The following is a 17,468-nucleotide window of genomic DNA, read 5'->3' on the forward strand; positions in this document are numbered from 1 at the left end:
ATTCCTTCAATCTGGCAATCTTAACTGAGGGCGATCGCCAAAATTAGGCAATTGAACGGGATTTTGTACCAACTGTTCTAAAATCAGTTCTAAGGCTCGCTCTAACTGGGAGTCTTTACCCCTTACCCAATCCTGGGGAGTCATTTCTACTTCAATATCTGGATCTGTGCCATAATTCTCTACTTTCCAGCCAACATCTGCAAACCAAGAAGAATTTTCTGGCTGCGTCAAAATACTACCATCGACCAAAAAATGACGGGAGCGGATACCAATGACACCACCCCAAGTCCGCTTACCAACTAAAGTTCCCAACTTCATTAGTTTAAAGCTGTGACTGAAAATATCTCCATCCGATCCACAGTATTCATTGGCGATCGCCACAATTGGTCCCGCAACAGAATCATGGGGATATGGTTGTGGCTGATTCCAACGAGGGACTTTGTAGCCAATGCGCTGGCGCGACAACTTCTCTAATAAGAGTTGCGATACGTGTCCTCCAGAGTTATAGCGCACATCCACAATCAGTCCTTCATACTGTGCTTCCATAGAATAATAGCGGTGAAACTCAGCATAACCAGTCGGTCCCATATCCGGTATGTGGACATAGCCCACCTGATGATTTGTTTTTTCATGAACTATTTGACGGTTGTGCTCCACCCACTCCCGATAGCGAGCTTTGCTCTCGTCTTTTAGAGTTTTGACAGTAATAGTGCGATACTCTTCAGGAGAAGAAGAATCTGCAAACGTCAGAGAAACCTCACACTCAGCTTGGTGAACCAACATTTCTTGCAAAGGGCGATAGCTGGGTACAGCTTGCGCTTCGCGATCGCGACTCACTCGTTGTCCGTTCACTGCTAACAGTAAATCGCCTACTCGAACATTCGCACCAAGACGATTTAAGGGAGAATCTGCTTTATCATTCCATGAATCGCCACGAACAATGCGTTCTACCCGATAAGCATCTGCGTCCGTATCGTAAGAAAAATCTGCACCCAAAAACCCCAATCGGTAAACAGGAGACTTCCGGTAATCACCACCCATTTCATAGGCGTGGGATGTCCCCAGTTCTCCTTGCATTTCCCAGATTAAGTCTGAAAATTCAGAACGAGTTGAAACCTTATCTAGCAGGGGGCGATAGCGTAGCCAAACTCTTTCCCAATCCACACCAGACATATTTTCTACCCAAAAATGCTCTTTTTGCAAGCGCCACGCTTCTCGCATCATTTGTTGAAATTCTTGGGTGGGAACAACAGAAATTCGCACTCGTTTTAAGTCAAGCCACCCAGTTTTTCGACCCGGTTCATCTTCAAGCTTGTGATTGGTTTGAGGGTTAGCCGTGCAGACACGCAATCGATTTTTTGAACGGTAGATGATAGTTTCTTTATCTCTCGCAACGTTGAAACTACTTATCTCTTTAGCGACAGTCTCTTGTTTTTGTTTGTCAAAATCGTAAACTAGCAGCGATGCTTTTTCTTCTTTTTGATGAAACCAGCCCTCATCATTATCCAAGCTTCCTTGAATTGGGAAAGAACTAAACAAGACTTTTCCTTTTAAACCCCAAATTTTTTTGTAATTTCCTTCTGGGACGGGAAAAGCAACAATTCTATGGGTGATACCATCAAAATCTATTTCAAATTTTGGAGTTTTTTTATTCTCAGATGCAAGATTGTTTTTTGCTTCTCCATTTTCTTCGCGATCGCCATTTTCTCCAGAAGATTTCTCCGTTGAATTTTGAGATTGTTTTGTGAGTTGTTTGGGAACGGGTACAAACGGTGATGGTGTATCTTTTTTAAGAGAAATGAGGAATGGACGGACTGCGCGGGGAAAACCCAAGTCAAAGTAGAGGCGATCGTAAACTGGATTAAATTCTCGGTAGGAAAGAAAATAAAGGAATTTACCCTCTGGATCGAAAGAAGGACTAAAATCCCAGAAAACAGGTTCTGTCAAACAGTGAGTAGTGCCATCCTCAACAGAATATAGCTTAATTACCGATATTTTTGGTTTGATAGAAAAGCTGTAGGCAATCCATTTACCATCTGGCGACCAACAGAGCCCAGCAATCCGATTGTGGTTGCTGCGGTCAATGATACGGCTTTCTTGAGTATTCAAATTAACCAAAATCAATTCGAGCCGATGGTTAGAGAGAACCACCAAATCCTCTACTGGAGAAACGTCTATCGCAACAGCTTGACCTAAATCGACTCCATTCAAACGTTCCGGTTGTGCGTTCAGATTTGTGCTGTGAATTTCAATTGCTTCTACTCCTCCACTGTCAGAGATAGTCACAAATCGCTTCTTATCATTCAACCAACGCGTTAAACGATAGCGCACCCCATCTGGAAGACCAATTTGATTGACTGCACCTTCCCAGTTCCCAAACCAAAAACTTTTACCCCGACAGGTGATTAGGGTAGAGTGTCCCTCTGGGTGTAAGTTATATTCTTCCAAATAGTTTGCAGCATCTACAAATTTGCGATGTCTCTGAATTTGAGGGCTGTGGAAGTCAACCTCAATTTGATAATTTTCCTCTAAGGTTGGGTCGAAGCAAAAGAGTTCTGCACCTGCATGATAGACAATTCGTTTGCCATCTGTCGTTGCATTACGGACATAATATTCCCGACTGTAGGTATGGCGTTGTAAGTCTTCTCCATTCAGAGTACAGGAATAGAGGTTTCCAATCCCCTCATGGTCAGAAATAAAGTAAATCCGCTCCCCCACCCACATGGGAACACTCATGTTTCCCGGTAAATTGATAAGCTTTTGAAACGTTCCCGTTCCTGATGGATCGATCCAAAGGACTCCAGTTCTTCCTCCGCGATAGCGTTTCCAGTAAGCGATGTCACTCGTGTTTTTACCTAAAACAGCTCCACCATTTGCTCCATAGGAAATGTGGTGAGCCAATCCTACAGGAAGGCGTTCTGGCGTTCCTCCCTCTGGTGGAATGCGGTAAAGATTGTGTATTCGCCGAAAAGGTTGCGCTGCATTACTGGAAAAAAGAATAAACTTGCCATCCAAACTCCATCCAACAACTGCTGTCGCTGCTCCCAAAAATGTTAGCCGTTTGGCAATACCACCATCAGATGGCATTACATACACTTCCGAATGACCTTCTTCTCGTCCGACAAAAGCCAGTGAAGTTCCATCAGGAGAAAGAAAAGGGTGAGAGACTTCTCCCAGATTGGAAGTTAAGCGTACAGCATACCCACCCTGAAGTGGAACACTCCAAAGGTCATCTTCACACGCGAAAACAACATTGATACCGTGAATTGTTGGAAACCTGTAGTAGCCGGATTGTTTATTCATGATTTGGAATGTGCATCACTCAGCTAGTCTGGGCGAATTGTCTGCAAAGCTTCAAGATTCTTCATTTTGTTGATTAATAGCTTGTCGTACTACCTCAATATCTAGTTCAAGTACCCGTGCTATTTGTTCTACACTTAATCCTTCTTTTGATAGTTTTGGAACTGTTTCTAGCTGAGTTTCCTCCCTAACTTCTTGATAGAATCTGGTTTGCCGCCATTCTGTTAATCCAAACATTGCTTCCAACTCCTGTCGAGAATGATATTGAAAATTTATAAATTAGCATCCTCTCTACTAATTCTAAAAGCTGACTGCGGTTCGCGGCATCTGTTTGTTGCACTTGACTGATGAGGTTTCTTGCCATTTGTACTGCAACATCTTGAGGAGTAAAACATATGTATTATAAAGTAACGCGATCGCACTATTAGCGGTCGATGACAAGCACGCAATCTCGTTGTTGTGCGATGTTAGCTAAAACAATAGCAGGAGAACCAGGCAAACCTAATTGTTAACCTAGATTATCGGGCGTAGGTAATGGAGTATTTTTTAAAGCGCTTCCCATTCATCTTTACTGACTTGAGCTTGCTTTAATATTTTTGACAGCAAACTTTTGCTAATATCTCCTTCATGGGGATTAGGAATAATTAATCTCAGTTCATCCTTAATCATAAATTGATGCCTTTTACCTGAATATGGTCTCTCAAAACCAAGTTGTTTCAGGTAATAAATTAAATCGCGTCGATTAATCGCTTCAAAGGGTGGCATTATGCCACATCCTTATTAAAAGCAAGAGAAATTCCATCTAGCACAGGCATTGTATGCCCTAACCGCAATCCTAATACAATCCACTCTTCCAAAGAATCTTTCAATTCTTCTTGACAGGCTTCAAGTGTAGGAGCATTGGCGTATAATCCTTGCAGTTCAGGAACTTCTCCATAACAAGTGCCATCATCTAACATTTCATAGTTAGCACGCTTCAAGGCTGCTTCAATATACTCTGTCAGCATTTTTTATCCGAGCTGATTTTTGCTTTACTACCTCATTGTAACCTGAGTGTATTTCTTAGGAGAAAAAGTATGAAAACGAGGCAGCGTAAAGAGAGTAGCAACATATAGCATCCGAGTAGATGTCAATAAGTATTGATTAATGTGCCATTGTACAGAACGAGTGACGAATACGCTTTCAATTTACCAAAATTTCTTCGCTCCTCTCTCTTAAAGAATGACCATACATCACACTGACTCAACGTGCGCCAAAAATTTCTGAAAGTGCTGAGACAATATCTAGATAAAAGTTACCTTGTACTGCTCGGAACAACTCGAATTTAGAATCGGGCGAGCCAAAAAATGGTCTGAGAAACCATCCCAGCTGCATTCCCACAAACGCGTAAAGAAGCAACCACGATCGCAGTATAGTTGTCCGTGTTTTTTTGCCTACCTCATCTTGTTGGGAAAGTAATTGCATTCCCTCGTAAAGGAATTTGACCCCAAAAGAACCCGTGATCCCAAAAATGACAACATTTAAAAGTTTAAAAAATTGATATGAGTCAGGGGCTGTGATTAAAAAGAAAAGCGTCACCGGTGCGAAACTGAACAAAAGGACACTAATAACCGATACAGCAGTTAGCAGCACGACAAAATGCTGTATAAAGCTGCTACGAGAACCAAATAAAACATTAAAAAAGAATAAAGTTGGAAAACAAATGATGAGAGTGAGTAAATAAAATGCAGGTAACTTAATACTTCCAGAAATTGCTTGTATCCAGCTGTGAGATGAACCGATAATCGCGCCGTAAACAGCAAAAAAGATGGAACTTGAAACCAGTAGGGAGCTAATTTTGCTTTGCAGCCTAATTTCTTGTCGAATTTCTTCTAGAAAAGCTTGGCGATCGCGCAGTAAACTCAGAAGAACGGAAAAGTGTTGAATGCCTTGAAATTGTTTTTGAATCATATATTTGGTTAATGGTTAGTTGTTAGTGCTTAGCCCAGAGAAAGTAGGCGGGTTTGCCACGCCCTAGCAGTCAATCTGAAGGATTAGTGGTTAATGGTTCATACTACTAACGAAAACCCAACAAATAACCAATGGATTGCAGAACGCTTAAATAAAAATTTCCTTCTCTCTCTCTAAATAATTGAAAGGTAGAATCGGGTGTACCAAAAAAAGGTCTGAGAGTCCATCCTAACTGGCTTCCAACAAAAGCATAAAGAAATAACCAAGAACGTATAATTTTTTTACGGGTAGTGCTACCCTCACCGTCTTGTTCTAAAACTATGCTTGTTGCTTGATAGAGAGAAGAGATACCAATAAATCCTGTTAAAGCAAAGATAATGACATTTAACAAGATGAGAAATTGGTAGTTATTCGTTGTAATTAAAAAGAAGAGTGTGATGGGTGCAAAACTAAACAACAATACGCTCGTTACAGAAACAGCTGTCAATACTAAAGCAAAATGCTGACCAAAAGTGCGTTTTGAACCAAAAATGATGTTAGAAAAGAAAAGTGTAGGCAGACAAATGAGTAATGTTATCAAATAGAGGGCTGGTAGTTTAATAGCTGAAGAAAAAGCTTGCATCCAACTGTGGTAAGCACCAATGATTCCACCATAGATTGCAAGGAACAGAGAGCTACAAACAAGCAAGGATATAATTTTATGTGGCAATCTCACCCCCAGGCGAATATCCTCTAGAAATGCTTGTCGTTCTCGCAGTAAGCCAATAAGTACCGCAAAGTATTTAACGCCTTGAGATTCTCGCTCTATCATATTATTGTCATACCTGGAATTAGAGGAAATTGTTAATAGCTAATAGCTAATAGCTAATTGTTAATAGCCATTAGCCATTAGCCATTAGCTATTTCAAAAATAATCATTGCCAGAACCGTATTTCCAAGCTTCAGCTAAGCGATGCCAATAGTATTTGGAAACATTGGGTAAAGTTTTCATCCATGGTTGTAACATTTCACTTAGCAAAAACAAAACAGCGTAAACCCCTAAATTTCCGTAATGTACTATCCAATTGAGTAAAGTTCCCAATCCAACCTGTGGAATTACCTTGGCGACTAATCCAGGATGTGTCACACCCGTTTTGAGCAGAGTTTGTGTCAGTGCTGGAAACTGCACCACATCTTGCAAAAATGGTTTGAGAACCGATTCGCCTAACTGTTCCATCTGTTGAAAGACTGCAGACAGCAGTTGGTTAATTTGATTGGAATCAATTTTTTGATTAACTTCCACACTCATAGCCCTTTGGAAAAGCCAAGTGACAGCTAAACTGGGTTGGTATGGTTGCAGAAGTGAGAGTGCATTGGCGGATAGTTGATTGGTTTGCAGTGCTTCATGAATGCCTTGTGTCAGACGCTCTAGGTGACGTACCATTGCACCGAAACCCCCAAAACTTAGGGGAGACTGGTTACCACTGCTATCTCCAAGTGGTAGTATCCGGTTCCAAGGTGTCTTTAAAGGGCTTTGTTGGTAGGAGGGGAAAAAGCCAAACAGCGCTCGTTGAAATGCCAGTTGGTTTAACTCCACGCCTTGATATTCTGGCATTAAGCGCAGATAATCCTCAAAAAGCGCTTCTAAACCCATGCGTTGTGGATGTGCATCCATGTAAGTAAACATATAGGTGGTTCTGCCATCTTTTGCTGGGAAAGCTTCCCAAAAGTACTGGCACTGGTTGTGCAAGGGTGTGAAAGATAACAACAAGTCCCCCGTATGGTTTTCCGGAAAACCTCGAGCACAACTTCCCACTACCAAACACAGTGCATCTGGTTTTTGTCCTGCTCGTGCTTGTTCCACGATGGGGGAAAGATTCCCCATAGCGTCAATGAGCAACCTGGTTGTGAACTGGTTGTTGACTCTGATTCCGTCGGGATGAACAACTGCTTCTGTAAATGGCGTGTTTTCAAATAATTTTCCACCACAGGCAAGAAATTTCTGTTTTAAGGTTTCTAAGAGGTAAACTGGATCGACGCCAATATTTAGGACATCCCGTACCCAAACTTCCGTACCGTTATGGAAGCCGACTCGAGCAGGATTGTATTCTGTAGCGATCGCTTTCTCTAATTCTTCTGTCGTCAGTAAATTTAGTTCTAAAAAAACTTGTAGTTCTTTACGGGAAATGTTCCATTCTTGCTCTCTACCCCGCAACATTCTCCGTTCTATGAGCGCTACTCGCACTCCTCTTAAAGCTAAGGCGGAGCCAATTAAAATACCCAAGGTTCCACCGCAAATGATAACGTCCCAATCTACGGTACCTAAAGGTTGGGTTGTTTCCTTGACAACCATTGGTATTGGTGCATCCCCTTCTCTTATGGATGCTAAAATGCGATCGCTTTGACGCAGCCCTTCTAAAACATTACCTGGTAGTTGCGAGAGAATTCCTTCTGTTAGTGACATATCAGCCAATTCCATCACCGTAAATTACTCTATAGGAATCCTAAATTATTTATAATAAACTTAGCTCCCCGAGTTCTTGGAGAAGTCGGGGAGCTAGACACCGCAAATTTTTATAAAAAAAAATAACATTCCTATATTTATAGGATACTGAAGATTGGTGAAAGAATGGACTTCTCGAACGACTAATCTGGTTTTTGCCTCCCTTCAGCTTCCAAATGCTCAAAATTAGGATAATCAAAAATAGGAGACAGAATAGGAATATTACCTAGAACAGCTAAATCATCTTTAATTTGCCCTGTCAAAGCCGCCATTAAAATATTATGTTGGCGAATATTGGAGACAAGTTCTTCTATATTTCGGTTCTCCCAATAACCTCCTTCATCAGTCACATCGCAGGTAATTCCCAATTCACAAGCCGCATCGAGCATTTTCACAATCAGTAAATGACACTTGAGAAAATTCTCCAAACCACCATATTCAGGATTGCTAGCATATTGAGTTTTACAAAAACCCGTCCACATCCAATCATTAACATCTTTTATTTCCGAATGGGTAGCCAAGCCAAAAATAGGAGTTTCAGAGCCTTCTCCTGGAAGCGAATCAAAACCAATAATATAGGTAGAATTTTCCCAAGAAAAGCCATTCATAGCAATTTCTACTGGTTTTAATGCCCGAATTTTAATAAAACAGTAGGGGTCGTTGAAATCATCTTTATCAAAATAACAATCCTTTCCTGAAATTTCTACCAACTCATCAACAAACTTAAAAGGAAGTCGTAAAGCCAAGTTATGTAAAGCAACAATTTTTTCTCTTGCCTCGTTAACGCTGGCATTTTTTAAACTAAATTCATAATGAATTGTTAATCCCATTGTCCACTTAAATCTTCGTGAGGATATATAACAATCCTATCTGATTGGTGAAAAAATTTCAGTACTGTAGGATGGGCATACCTACATTATGTGTTGCTTTGGTTCTGGAATGGGACGACCTAGTTCCTTAGCTGTATCAATCCACTCCTGCATGATAATTTCTACATTTTCCAGTGCTTGTTGATATGTATAACCATCAACTGCACAACCAGGTAATTCTGGTACTTCCGCAATAAATGCTTAGTCTTCCTGGCTCCAATGTAGAATAACTTCATAGCGAAGCATCGTTTTACCTTCTAAATTGTACTTAAGAATAACTGCACGTACTTGCTTTACCTGATAAGCTTTAGCCTGTGAACCTTTAGGTTGGAGATTTAGAATTTCTTCAACACCTTCTTTGGTAAAGATATAGTAACTCCCGCGTCGTCGTTACCGCAAGCAATGTTATAACCTGCTTCACGTATATATAACGCTCATATTGAGAAAATCTCATTTGCAAGGAACCGCATTACGCAGTCTCCGATAAAAAGCTTAGTGACGTAAATGCACGACGTAACTGTACGAGTGGCGTTTTCAGTACTCCTACCGATCGCACTGTCAGTACATAAATTTGTCGATCGCTAAAAATTTACGGAATCTTTAAGAATATAAAGATACGCTAAAGAAAATTCAAAAAATAGCTTTTATATAAAAAAAAGTAATTATGGTAGTTAAAGATTATTTGCCCTAAAACTACGAAAATCGGTACCAAAGCAACTCGAAACAAACGTTGATTTGTAATTTCTTTTATGAAAATAGCATTCATTGTAGGTGAGTTTCCTGTATTATCAGAAACTTTTATCCTAAATCAAATTACCGGGTTAATTTCCCGAGGACATGAGGTACATATTTACGGTTCTCGTCCAGACGATCTGTCTAAAATGCATCCAGATGTGGAAAAGTATCAGCTGCTAGAAAGGACTCATTATGTACCTACAATTCCAACAAATTACTTATGGAGAGTACTGAAAGGAATTGGGTTAATAATCACTAATTTACACAAAAGTCCCTTGGTTTTGTTGCGATCGCTCAACTTTTTTAAATATGAGAAATACGCAATTTCTCTGCGGCTGTTATATTCAGTGATACCACTCCTTCAGTCCACGCATTACGATATTATTCACGGTCAATTTGGAATGCATGGTATCGAAGGTCAGATATTCCGAGATATTGGTGCTATAAAAGGTAAATTGATCGCGTCATTCCGAGGGTATGATATAAGCTATTATGTTCAGGAGTGCGGACAAGATGTTTATAATGAACTTTTTGTCAAAGGAGATTTTTTTCTTGCAAATTGTGAATTTTTCCGACAGAAAGCCATTACTCTGGGTTGCGATCGCGACAAAATAGTAGTTCTTCGTTCTGGAATAGACTGTAGTAGATTTCAGTTTAAAGTCCGACGTCCTCACCCAAATGACAAAATTCGGATTGTCACTGTTGGTCGTCTTGTGGAAAAGAAAGGTATAGAGTATGGTATCCGTGCTCTTGCCAAAGTGGCAAATGTTCATCCAGATGTTGAATACAATGTCATAGGTGATGGTTACTTAAAAGAAGAGTTACATTTGTTGATAGAAGAGTTGAAAATCACAGATAAAGTCAAACTTCTTGGCTGGAAAAACCAGCAAGAAATTATTGAGATTCTCGACAATTCTCATTTATTTATAGCTCCAAGTGTAACCGCTCAAAATGGCAATCAAGACGCACCAGTTAACACTTTAAAAGAGGCTATGGCAATGGGTTTACCAGTTATAGGTACTTTACATGGTGGTATTCCCGAACTCGTGCAAGATGGTGTTTCTGGGTTTCTCGTTCCAGAGCGAGATTCGGATACCATTGCTGAAAAGTTAATTTATTTAATCGAGTGTCCCGATATCTGGGAACAAATGGGTCGAGCTGGTCGTACTTGTGTAGAGGAAAACTACGATATTAATAAGTTGAACGAGAAGCTAGTTAACATTTACCAACTAGTAGCACTGACCCCTCCTCAACTCGGTCAGAAGGAATTTTCAGCGGTCGTAGCAAATCGCAACTACATTAATCCGTAGTTACACTATAAGTGGTATGACTTAGAATCGGTGCTTCCAGTGTCGTTCTTAAATACACAGGCAGACAGTTGACATTAGTAGAGGTCTTGGATATGAACTCATCAGAAGTAACAAACCCGCAAGTGACGATTGTTGTCGTTCCACGGGAACGCTTCAGTTACACCCGTGAGTCTCTAGAAAGCATCTACGCGTGTACGGAATATCCTTTTCAGTTGATTTATGTCGATGGTGGGTCCCCGTCTCACATCAAAAAATACTTAGCAGAGCAAGCCATTCAAAAGCAATTTCAACTGATTCGCACCGAATATTATCTTTCTCCAAACCATGCAAGAAATATTGGTTTGCGTCAGGTAAACAGCAAGTATGTTGTTTTTATTGATAACGATGTTGTCGTGACTCCTGGTTGGCTGAAGACTTTAGTGTCCTGCGCGGAAGAAACAGAAGCGACTGTAATCAGCCCTCTAATTTGTCAGGGAACTCCTTTGCATGAAGAAGTGCATTGTGCGGGTGGCGAATCTGGAGTTGTTCTAGAAACTAGGGGTGAAACCACAAGACGGCGGATAATTGAAAAAATTTACAAGCAAGGTCGTCAAGTTTCAGAAGTCCGTCCTCAATTGCAACAACAAAAAACCGGGCTAGCAGAATTCCACTGTATGATGGTACGCACTGAGATATTTCAGAAAATTGGATTTTTGGATGAAGCCCTGCTGAATACCAAAGAACACGTTGATTTGTGCATACAGGTGGCTGAAGCTGGCGGTACGGTTTACCTAGAACCTGATTCCCTTGTCACTTATGTACCGGGACCTCCACTGGATTGGACAGATTTGCATTACTACATGTTGCGTTGGAGCGATGAGTGGGAACTCACAAGCCTAAAACGCCTGCGCGACAAGTGGAACCTCACTGAAGATGAGTACTTTAAAAATAAGTACAAGCGCTTGGGATGGCGTCGCGATATGACAATTATCAGTTCCATCGCCCGAAAAGCACCCTTTGGTAGATTTGGGTCACGAGTGGTTGGGAGGATACTGTATGAAATGGATAAGGTTTTGAACAAGTATATTACTAGCCGCTATGCTCAAAGGTACTTGCAAGGTCAACAAAACTCTGTCTCTTCAAAAATTGTGAATGCGAGCGTAGCTTCAACACAAGGATGATATTTTAAGGAGATCGCTCTCAAAGAAAGTGTATGATGAACGTTATTCATCATACGCATACATCCATATATGCAGTAAGGTGAAGAACTTTGAAACAAAAAGAGAGCCAAAAATCGCGATTACCTGAAGTTATTTATACGCCTGAAAGTCAACTGCGGCGTCCAATCGATCTGTTAAAACAGATGTGGCGGGATTTGCTAGCTTCTCGCGAGCTTGCATGGCGGTTGATGGTAAGGGATATTACGGCTCAATACCGTCAATCATTTTTAGGTGTAGCTTGGGCATTTTTGCCGCCAATTGTCATGGCTGTTGGGTTTACTCTTGCAAATGATGCTAATGTCATTAATGTTGGTAAGACTGACATACCCTACCCAGCATATGTGATGTTCAGTACTGCACTATGGCAAACATTTGTAGAAGCATTAAACGGTCCGGTACAAGCCGTGACAGTCGCAAAACCAATGCTAGCCAGAGTGAATTTTCCTCGGGAGTCTCTCATTTTAGCAAAAGTAGGCGAAGTGTTTTTTAACTTTGCCATCAAGTTGATTTTAATAGTGGGATTGTACTTCTGGTTTCGTATTTCGATCGCTTGGACAGTTATCTTAGTCCCAGTTGCGTTGATTCATTTGGTCGTTCTGGGGACGTTCATTGGTGTTTTGTTGGCTCCATTGGGAATTTTGTATCAAGACGTTTCTAAAGGGTTAACTCTCATTACAGGGTTTTGGCTGTTTTTGACTCCCGTGGTTTATCCAGTTCCCAATGAAGGAACATTTGGGTTACTAGTCAAGCTAAATCCTGTCACTCCTCTATTAGTGACAGCACGAGAATTAGCAACAACAGGAGTTATCTCCAACCCTTTAGAATTTTGGGTTGTCAGTGTACTCTCCTTTGTGGGATTGTTACTCACTTGGGTGACTTTTCGACTTGCAATGCCTTTTGTTGTTGAGCGAGTGAGTTCTTAGGAATGACTAATTTAATAGAAAAACAAACTACGACTCATCCTGAAGAAACTGAAGTTGTTATTTCAGCTAAAAATGTTTCTAAAAAGTTTTGTAGAGACTTAAAAAACTCTTTGTTCTACGGGCTTCAAGATATTGCGATCGAACTCACAGGAGGAACCCGAAAAAGCGATACTTTAAGAGCTAAAGAATTTTGGGCACTTAGTAATGTTAGCTTCGAGCTAAAGCGCGGAGAAGCATTAGGTTTGGTGGGCTCTAATGGAGCCGGAAAAAGCACGCTGCTACGCATTATCAGTGGTTTGATTAAGCCAGATACTGGTAGCGTAAAAGTAAGGGGTAGAGTCGCTCCTCTGATTGCTCTCGGTGCAGGGTTTAATCCCATCCTATCGGGACGAGAAAATATCTACGCAAATATGTCTGTACTGGGTTTATCGACTGAAGAAATTGAAGAGAAATTTCAGGAGGTCGTTGATTTTGCCGGAATTGCAGATGCGATTGATGCTCCAGTACAAACTTATAGTTCTGGAATGGCAGCAAGATTGGGATTTGCGTGTGCAGTTCACATTGAACCTGACGTTTTGCTGATTGATGAAGTGCTAGCTGTAGGAGACATTTCTTTTAGAATGAAATGTTATCAAAAATTGGCAAAACTTAGAGAACAGGGTACAGCTTTTATTTTAGTTTCTCACAATCCTCATGTTGTCTTAAATGTTTGTGAATCTTCGATTTATTTAAAAAAAGGTAATTTGATAACTTCTGGTGAAACAGGCTCTGTCATTCGTAAGTACGAAGAAGACCTTTGTTTGGGAGGTACAGAAGCAGCTTCAGGCGTAATGTATTTACCCGAAAAACAAAAGAGCGACAGTCCTGGCATTGATGTTATTTCCTTATGTTTTAAGGATGAGCAAGGAAACATACTCGATACTCTTCTGTCTGGTGAACCAGGCTATTTATGTGTTGAATGTGCAGCACATATAAAAGTAGAAAATCTCAATATAGGTATATTAATTACTGCTTTATCCGGACAGAACGAACGAGTTTTGTATATTACTTCATCAAGTGATAACGAATTCCTTGAGATACTTCCAGGTAAAGTGGAAATACAGATGCAAATGCCTTACTGTTGCTTATTACCTGGTCTATATAGCGCCAAAGTCTATGTAAAAGAAGGCATTCGCTCTTTCGATATAGTAGAGTCTTTTAGATTTGTAGTAAGAGCGAATAAAATCATCAGTCAATCTTTGTTTTATCAGCCCAGACATTGGAAAGTTATTAATAAATAAAACTGGGTTTGAAAAAATAAAAAATACTTATTGACTTTGGGTTTGATGTATTCCCCTGTTCTTTTGAAAATTAGGAAATGAACATATGCCACCCCTCGTATCAGTGATTATTCCGTGCTTTAATACAGAAAGATGGATAGCAGAAGCAATTGACAGTTGTTTGCAACAAACATACCCAAACATAGAGATTATAGTTGTTGATGATGGTTCAACTGATAATTCTTTAGAAATTGTCAAAAGTTATGGAAAAAAAGTTATTTGGCAGAGTGTAAGCCATAGAGGAGGAAATTACGCTAGAAACACGGGTTTAGCATTATCAAAAGGCAAGTATATTCAGTATTTGGATGCAGATGATTACATCTTACCTAACAAAATAGAAAGGCAAGTATCTTTCCTGGAAGAAACAGGAGCTGATGTTGTTTACTGTGATTGGAGATTGCGGCATCATTTATCTGATGGCACCAGTTTTTTGGATAAAATAGAACGTCCAGGAACACAAGCAGATATCACTGAATCTTTACTGGCTGATTGGTGGACTGCGGTTGCTTCTTTACTTTATAGAAGAACTGCTGTTGAGAAAAGCGGTGGTTGGGATGAGAATTTAAAAGCTGCACAAGATCGAGATTTTTTCTTATCAGTAGTTCTTCAAGGTGCTAAAGTTGTCTATCAACCAGGTTGTCATGCTGTGTACAGACGATATGGAAATGTCACAGTCTCTACTCGTTCTAAACCTCTTTGGATAGACAGTCATCGTTCAGTATTGATTAAAGCAGAACAAAAACTGAAGCAGATCGATCGACTTTCTACCAAGTATCGTTATGCAATAGCGAAATGTTACTTTGATTTGTCTAGGGAAGCACTACAGCTTGACGACTATCCAAAATACTTACAGTTGTTAGACGAAGCTTTAATGGTCTTTCCTGAGTTCAAGCGAGATGGTGGTAGGCAATCATACCATTTCATTCAGTCCATTTGTGGTTTTCGCCTAGCTGAAAGTATTGTTTGTCGTCTTTTGTTAACTAAAAAGGTTATTGATTCAGTCATGCTACAGATACAAGCAATACAAGACCATTGGTTAGCTTCTCAGTCTACCAGTTCCCACAAGTTAGTGCAGGCTAGCGAAAATAACTACCCAGTTGGAAAAGCGTAAATACTGATGAGTGTCAACTTTATTCCCTTCAGACCAGAGCAGAACCCATAACATACTACAATCTTGTCATAAAGGCTCGTTTACCGCTACAGATAGATTATCGAGCATCAAAATCACCCAGTCGGGTTACTCTAAAGGATGAAGTCTAACCTTTGAAAACTAGTTTACTTTGTTGGTAACTCGGATATCAACAAGCTAGTCTTTAGAGGAACTATGGATGAAGTTACGACTACTAGTAGAATCTGGCGCTTTGACGATCGCACTTATAGCTTGCGGGTTCCATCAACAGTCTACTGCGTTCGCGAAGCGCACGCCGTACCCGGCTTATCGCCCCACGTTCAATTCATTTACCAATTCAGGTATACATTTTACAAGAATTTTTGATGGTTAGAAGATAGTTAGACTACAAGATTTGACGGCATAATACCAATTCCTGCACGTTCTTGAGATAAATCCTATCCCCCATCTCCCCCTGGTATGACTGCTAACCACTAACAGCTAACAAAATCTTTATATCAGGTGAAGATAGGTATAGCACATAAATTTGGTTAGAGAAGACTCATGAATCGTGGAAAAATAATTGCAATTATTACGGGTGCGATTTCTATCATTTTAGCAATTGCCTACCTCATCCTCGTCCAACTCCTAGACTTTCGCGGTGAAATGAAACCTGCTCCTATTAGCCAATTGCCACAACAGGTAATAATGCTAGAGCTTTGGTAAAGCAATTTCACCCAACCTAGTTTCTGCAGTCCCTTGTCACTTAGCGAGAGTTAGGTTGGAGATGAGGGCTGTGAATTTATTAAAAAAGCCCAGTCGCTAGATTACGGCTGGGCTTTACCTTTAGACTAACCTACTGTGCATTTCAGTTAAACAGCCTAAAGGTAAGACTTAATGATTGAAGACACAAATTAGCAGGTGTTTAGTTGAGGTTAATTTTTACAACTTTGTTCTTTTCTTGTTCTGTTTTGGGCAGTGTCAAATTCAAGATACCGTCCTTGTATTCTGCCGTAACATTGGTATTTTGAACGCGAGTTGGTAAAGGGATGACGCGTTGAATCTTACCGTAATGAAATTCACTGCGAGTCACACCTTTGTCTTCGGTCTTAGTTTCCGTTCTGCGTTCTCCACTAATAGACACAGTATTTTCTGTGACTTGCACATCTAAATCTTTAGCTTCCATACCTGGAAGTTCTACTTTGAGATGAATAGCATCTGCGGCTTCATGCAATTCAACTGCAGGAACTTTTGTAAACTCTCTGTCAAATAAAGCTGATGGTACAAGAACGTCATCAAATAAGTGATTGATTTGACGTTGTAAAGAGTTCATTTCTTGCCAGGGGTTCCAACGAGCTAGTGTCATATTTATGCCTCCATTTGTAAGACTTTATTTAATGAATTCAGGATTTAATTTGCTTTGATTCTTATGTTATTTAAAAATAGAAAGTATGAAGGTTCGGTTTTAGGTACTCAATCAATAATAAATACCGAACCAAAACGAGCGGTTGTATTCCCGACTTCTCTAAAAAATCGGGAATTTCAATAAACCTTGTTATGCGTTAACGGTTTGAGCAGATGCTGGCATCATGGATGCATCGATCTCAATCCCCAATCCTTCTGCCACACGACGACCGTAATTAATATCTGCACGGAAGAAATGGCAGATCTGTCGCATTTGAATGTCGCGTCTTGCTTGGCTCAAACTACCTGCAATATTTTGTATGAGACGGTCTTGTTGGTCGGGTGTCATGAGCCGAAAGAGATCTCCTGCTTGGGTATAATCACCACACCCTTTCCCCTTGGGCATTTATGAGGCTAAAGGTATGGCTACCATAACCGTTCATGTGGCGATAGGTTTTGGGAGTCCCGCGATCGGAAAACAGAATCGTAACCTGATGCAAAGCTTCTGGGCTAAGTGACCAGAAATCCCAAATGGCGTTAGCGTCTTTGTAATTCGTTTGAGGATTGCGTTTTTGAGTGTGGATGAAATCAGGAAACTTAAGCGGATCGCGAATAAAGAAAACTGGTGTATTATTACCTGTCAAATCCTAGTTTCCTTCTCTAGTATAAAATTTTACAGAAAAACCTCTAGGGTCACGCTCAGCATCAGCGGAACCTTTTTCTCCACCCACTGTCGAGAAACGAAGAAGAACTTCGGTTTGCTTGCCAATCTCTGAAAAAACTTTAGCTTTGCTGTAACGCGTAATATCCTGAGTAACGGTGAAAGTTCCAAATGCAGCAGATCCTTTCGCATGAACGACTCGTTCTGG

Annotated in this window: 19 protein-coding genes and 1 pseudogene (1 of these 20 only partly in view); 7 read left to right on the forward strand and 13 right to left on the reverse strand. The window is 40.4% G+C overall.

Annotation, left to right across the window (positions count from 1 at the left end; all coding sequences use genetic code 11):
- Window positions 1-6: 6 nt before the first annotated feature.
- The 10 genes from AB0756_RS08545 to AB0756_RS08590 all read right to left on the reverse strand — a co-directional run bounded on the left by AB0756_RS08545 (window position 7) and on the right by AB0756_RS08590 (window position 8,796).
- Window positions 7-3,303, reverse strand: coding sequence for a S41 family peptidase (locus AB0756_RS08545; RefSeq protein ID WP_050046431.1), 3,297 nt, complete (start codon window positions 3,301-3,303; stop codon window positions 7-9).
- A 51-nt stretch (window positions 3,304-3,354) separates the two neighbouring features.
- Window positions 3,355-3,537: a helix-turn-helix domain-containing protein gene (locus tag AB0756_RS08550; RefSeq protein ID WP_038084277.1), complete on the reverse strand. Its 183-nt coding sequence runs from the start codon at window positions 3,535-3,537 to the stop codon at window positions 3,355-3,357.
- Entirely contained in the window at window positions 3,488-3,664 is a 177-nt protein-coding gene (locus AB0756_RS08555; RefSeq protein ID WP_237265831.1) for an Rpn family recombination-promoting nuclease/putative transposase, read from the reverse strand. The genes AB0756_RS08550 and AB0756_RS08555 overlap by 50 nt, the downstream gene beginning before the upstream one ends.
- A 182-nt stretch (window positions 3,665-3,846) precedes the next feature.
- Complete coding sequence (locus AB0756_RS08560) at window positions 3,847-4,065, reverse strand: type II toxin-antitoxin system HicA family toxin (protein ID WP_038084275.1); 219 nt, start codon at window positions 4,063-4,065, stop codon at window positions 3,847-3,849.
- A complete protein-coding gene (locus tag AB0756_RS08565; RefSeq protein ID WP_038084273.1) occupies window positions 4,065-4,307 on the reverse strand; it encodes a type II toxin-antitoxin system HicB family antitoxin in 243 nt (80 codons plus the stop codon). Before AB0756_RS08565 ends, AB0756_RS08560 begins: the two co-directional genes overlap by 1 nt.
- Window positions 4,308-4,542: 235 nt before the next feature.
- Entirely contained in the window at window positions 4,543-5,250 is a 708-nt protein-coding gene (locus AB0756_RS08570) for a hypothetical protein (protein WP_038084270.1), read from the reverse strand.
- Between the two features lie 106 nt (window positions 5,251-5,356).
- Window positions 5,357-6,061, reverse strand: a complete 705-nt coding sequence (locus AB0756_RS08575) for a hypothetical protein (RefSeq protein WP_038084267.1) — start codon at window positions 6,059-6,061, stop codon at window positions 5,357-5,359.
- Window positions 6,062-6,154: 93 nt separating this feature from the next.
- Window positions 6,155-7,693, reverse strand: a complete 1,539-nt coding sequence (locus tag AB0756_RS08580) for an FAD-dependent oxidoreductase (protein ID WP_038084330.1) — start codon at window positions 7,691-7,693, stop codon at window positions 6,155-6,157.
- A 182-nt stretch (window positions 7,694-7,875) separates the two neighbouring features.
- Window positions 7,876-8,562, reverse strand: coding sequence for a hypothetical protein (locus AB0756_RS08585; RefSeq protein ID WP_038084265.1), 687 nt, complete (start codon window positions 8,560-8,562; stop codon window positions 7,876-7,878).
- Window positions 8,563-8,643: 81 nt separating this feature from the next.
- Window positions 8,644-8,796, reverse strand: a complete 153-nt coding sequence (locus tag AB0756_RS08590; RefSeq protein WP_237266058.1) for a type II toxin-antitoxin system HicB family antitoxin — start codon at window positions 8,794-8,796, stop codon at window positions 8,644-8,646.
- Between the two features lie 554 nt (window positions 8,797-9,350).
- Between AB0756_RS08590 and AB0756_RS08595 the strand changes: the two genes are divergently transcribed.
- The 7 genes from AB0756_RS08595 to AB0756_RS08625 all read left to right on the forward strand — a co-directional run bounded on the left by AB0756_RS08595 (window position 9,351) and on the right by AB0756_RS08625 (window position 15,921).
- Window positions 9,351-10,646, forward strand: coding sequence for a glycosyltransferase (locus AB0756_RS08595; protein WP_038084263.1), 1,296 nt, complete (start codon window positions 9,351-9,353; stop codon window positions 10,644-10,646).
- A gap of 92 nt (window positions 10,647-10,738) precedes the next feature.
- The gene (locus AB0756_RS08600; RefSeq protein WP_038084260.1) at window positions 10,739-11,806 is read left to right on the forward strand and encodes a glycosyltransferase family 2 protein; all 1,068 of its coding nucleotides are present in this window, start codon (window positions 10,739-10,741) and stop codon (window positions 11,804-11,806) included.
- Window positions 11,807-11,895: 89 nt separating this feature from the next.
- The gene (locus AB0756_RS08605) at window positions 11,896-12,768 is read left to right on the forward strand and encodes an ABC transporter permease (RefSeq protein ID WP_038084258.1); all 873 of its coding nucleotides are present in this window, start codon (window positions 11,896-11,898) and stop codon (window positions 12,766-12,768) included.
- A gap of 2 nt (window positions 12,769-12,770) precedes the next feature.
- Window positions 12,771-14,048 carry an ABC transporter ATP-binding protein gene (locus AB0756_RS08610; RefSeq protein WP_038084254.1) on the forward strand — a complete coding sequence of 426 codons (1,278 nt, stop codon included), beginning with the start codon at window positions 12,771-12,773 and terminating at the stop codon, window positions 14,046-14,048.
- Between the two features lie 85 nt (window positions 14,049-14,133).
- Window positions 14,134-15,198, forward strand: coding sequence for a glycosyltransferase family 2 protein (locus AB0756_RS08615; protein ID WP_050046432.1), 1,065 nt, complete (start codon window positions 14,134-14,136; stop codon window positions 15,196-15,198).
- 213 nt (window positions 15,199-15,411) lie between these two features.
- Window positions 15,412-15,582 (forward strand): hypothetical protein, encoded by a 171-nt coding sequence (locus AB0756_RS08620; protein ID WP_167844622.1) that lies wholly within the window; start codon window positions 15,412-15,414, stop codon window positions 15,580-15,582.
- 177 nt (window positions 15,583-15,759) lie between these two features.
- Complete coding sequence (locus AB0756_RS08625) at window positions 15,760-15,921, forward strand: hypothetical protein (RefSeq protein WP_038084252.1); 162 nt, start codon at window positions 15,760-15,762, stop codon at window positions 15,919-15,921.
- A 199-nt stretch (window positions 15,922-16,120) separates the two neighbouring features.
- On the opposite strand, the gene AB0756_RS08630 is transcribed toward AB0756_RS08625, so the two are convergent.
- The 3 genes and pseudogenes from AB0756_RS08630 to AB0756_RS08640 form a co-directional block, all read right to left on the reverse strand.
- Window positions 16,121-16,561 (reverse strand): Hsp20/alpha crystallin family protein, encoded by a 441-nt coding sequence (locus AB0756_RS08630; protein WP_038084251.1) that lies wholly within the window; start codon window positions 16,559-16,561, stop codon window positions 16,121-16,123.
- 189 nt (window positions 16,562-16,750) lie between these two features.
- Window positions 16,751-16,948, reverse strand: a complete 198-nt coding sequence (locus tag AB0756_RS08635; RefSeq protein WP_038084247.1) for a catalase-related domain-containing protein — start codon at window positions 16,946-16,948, stop codon at window positions 16,751-16,753.
- 31 nt (window positions 16,949-16,979) lie between these two features.
- Window positions 16,980-17,468 (reverse strand): annotated as a pseudogene (locus AB0756_RS08640) (catalase) (it continues 165 nt past the right edge of the window).

Source organism: Tolypothrix campylonemoides VB511288_2 (assembly GCF_045999855.1).
Taxonomy (GTDB): Bacteria; Cyanobacteriota; Cyanobacteriia; order Cyanobacteriales; family Nostocaceae; genus Scytonema; species Scytonema bouteillei_A.

Excerpts from the sequence above, each read along its gene's own strand:
- AB0756_RS08545 (WP_050046431.1), bottom strand. The coding sequence starts at position 3,303 with ATGAATAAACAATCCGGCTACTACAGGTTTCCAACAATTCACGGTATC.
- AB0756_RS08550 (WP_038084277.1), bottom strand. The coding sequence starts at position 3,537 with ATGTTTGGATTAACAGAATGGCGGCAAACCAGATTCTATCAAGAAGTT.
- AB0756_RS08555 (WP_237265831.1), bottom strand. The coding sequence starts at position 3,664 with ATGGCAAGAAACCTCATCAGTCAAGTGCAACAAACAGATGCCGCGAAC.
- AB0756_RS08560 (WP_038084275.1), bottom strand. The coding sequence starts at position 4,065 with ATGCCACCCTTTGAAGCGATTAATCGACGCGATTTAATTTATTACCTG.
- AB0756_RS08565 (WP_038084273.1), bottom strand. The coding sequence starts at position 4,307 with ATGCTGACAGAGTATATTGAAGCAGCCTTGAAGCGTGCTAACTATGAA.
- AB0756_RS08570 (WP_038084270.1), bottom strand. The coding sequence starts at position 5,250 with ATGATTCAAAAACAATTTCAAGGCATTCAACACTTTTCCGTTCTTCTG.
- AB0756_RS08575 (WP_038084267.1), bottom strand. The coding sequence starts at position 6,061 with ATGATAGAGCGAGAATCTCAAGGCGTTAAATACTTTGCGGTACTTATT.
- AB0756_RS08580 (WP_038084330.1), bottom strand. The coding sequence starts at position 7,693 with ATGTCACTAACAGAAGGAATTCTCTCGCAACTACCAGGTAATGTTTTA.
- AB0756_RS08585 (WP_038084265.1), bottom strand. The coding sequence starts at position 8,562 with ATGGGATTAACAATTCATTATGAATTTAGTTTAAAAAATGCCAGCGTT.
- AB0756_RS08595 (WP_038084263.1), top strand. The coding sequence starts at position 9,351 with ATGAAAATAGCATTCATTGTAGGTGAGTTTCCTGTATTATCAGAAACT.
- AB0756_RS08600 (WP_038084260.1), top strand. The coding sequence starts at position 10,739 with ATGAACTCATCAGAAGTAACAAACCCGCAAGTGACGATTGTTGTCGTT.
- AB0756_RS08610 (WP_038084254.1), top strand. The coding sequence starts at position 12,771 with ATGACTAATTTAATAGAAAAACAAACTACGACTCATCCTGAAGAAACT.
- AB0756_RS08615 (WP_050046432.1), top strand. The coding sequence starts at position 14,134 with ATGCCACCCCTCGTATCAGTGATTATTCCGTGCTTTAATACAGAAAGA.
- AB0756_RS08620 (WP_167844622.1), top strand. The coding sequence starts at position 15,412 with ATGGATGAAGTTACGACTACTAGTAGAATCTGGCGCTTTGACGATCGC.
- AB0756_RS08625 (WP_038084252.1), top strand. The coding sequence starts at position 15,760 with ATGAATCGTGGAAAAATAATTGCAATTATTACGGGTGCGATTTCTATC.
- AB0756_RS08630 (WP_038084251.1), bottom strand. The coding sequence starts at position 16,561 with ATGACACTAGCTCGTTGGAACCCCTGGCAAGAAATGAACTCTTTACAA.
- AB0756_RS08635 (WP_038084247.1), bottom strand. The coding sequence starts at position 16,948 with ATGACACCCGACCAACAAGACCGTCTCATACAAAATATTGCAGGTAGT.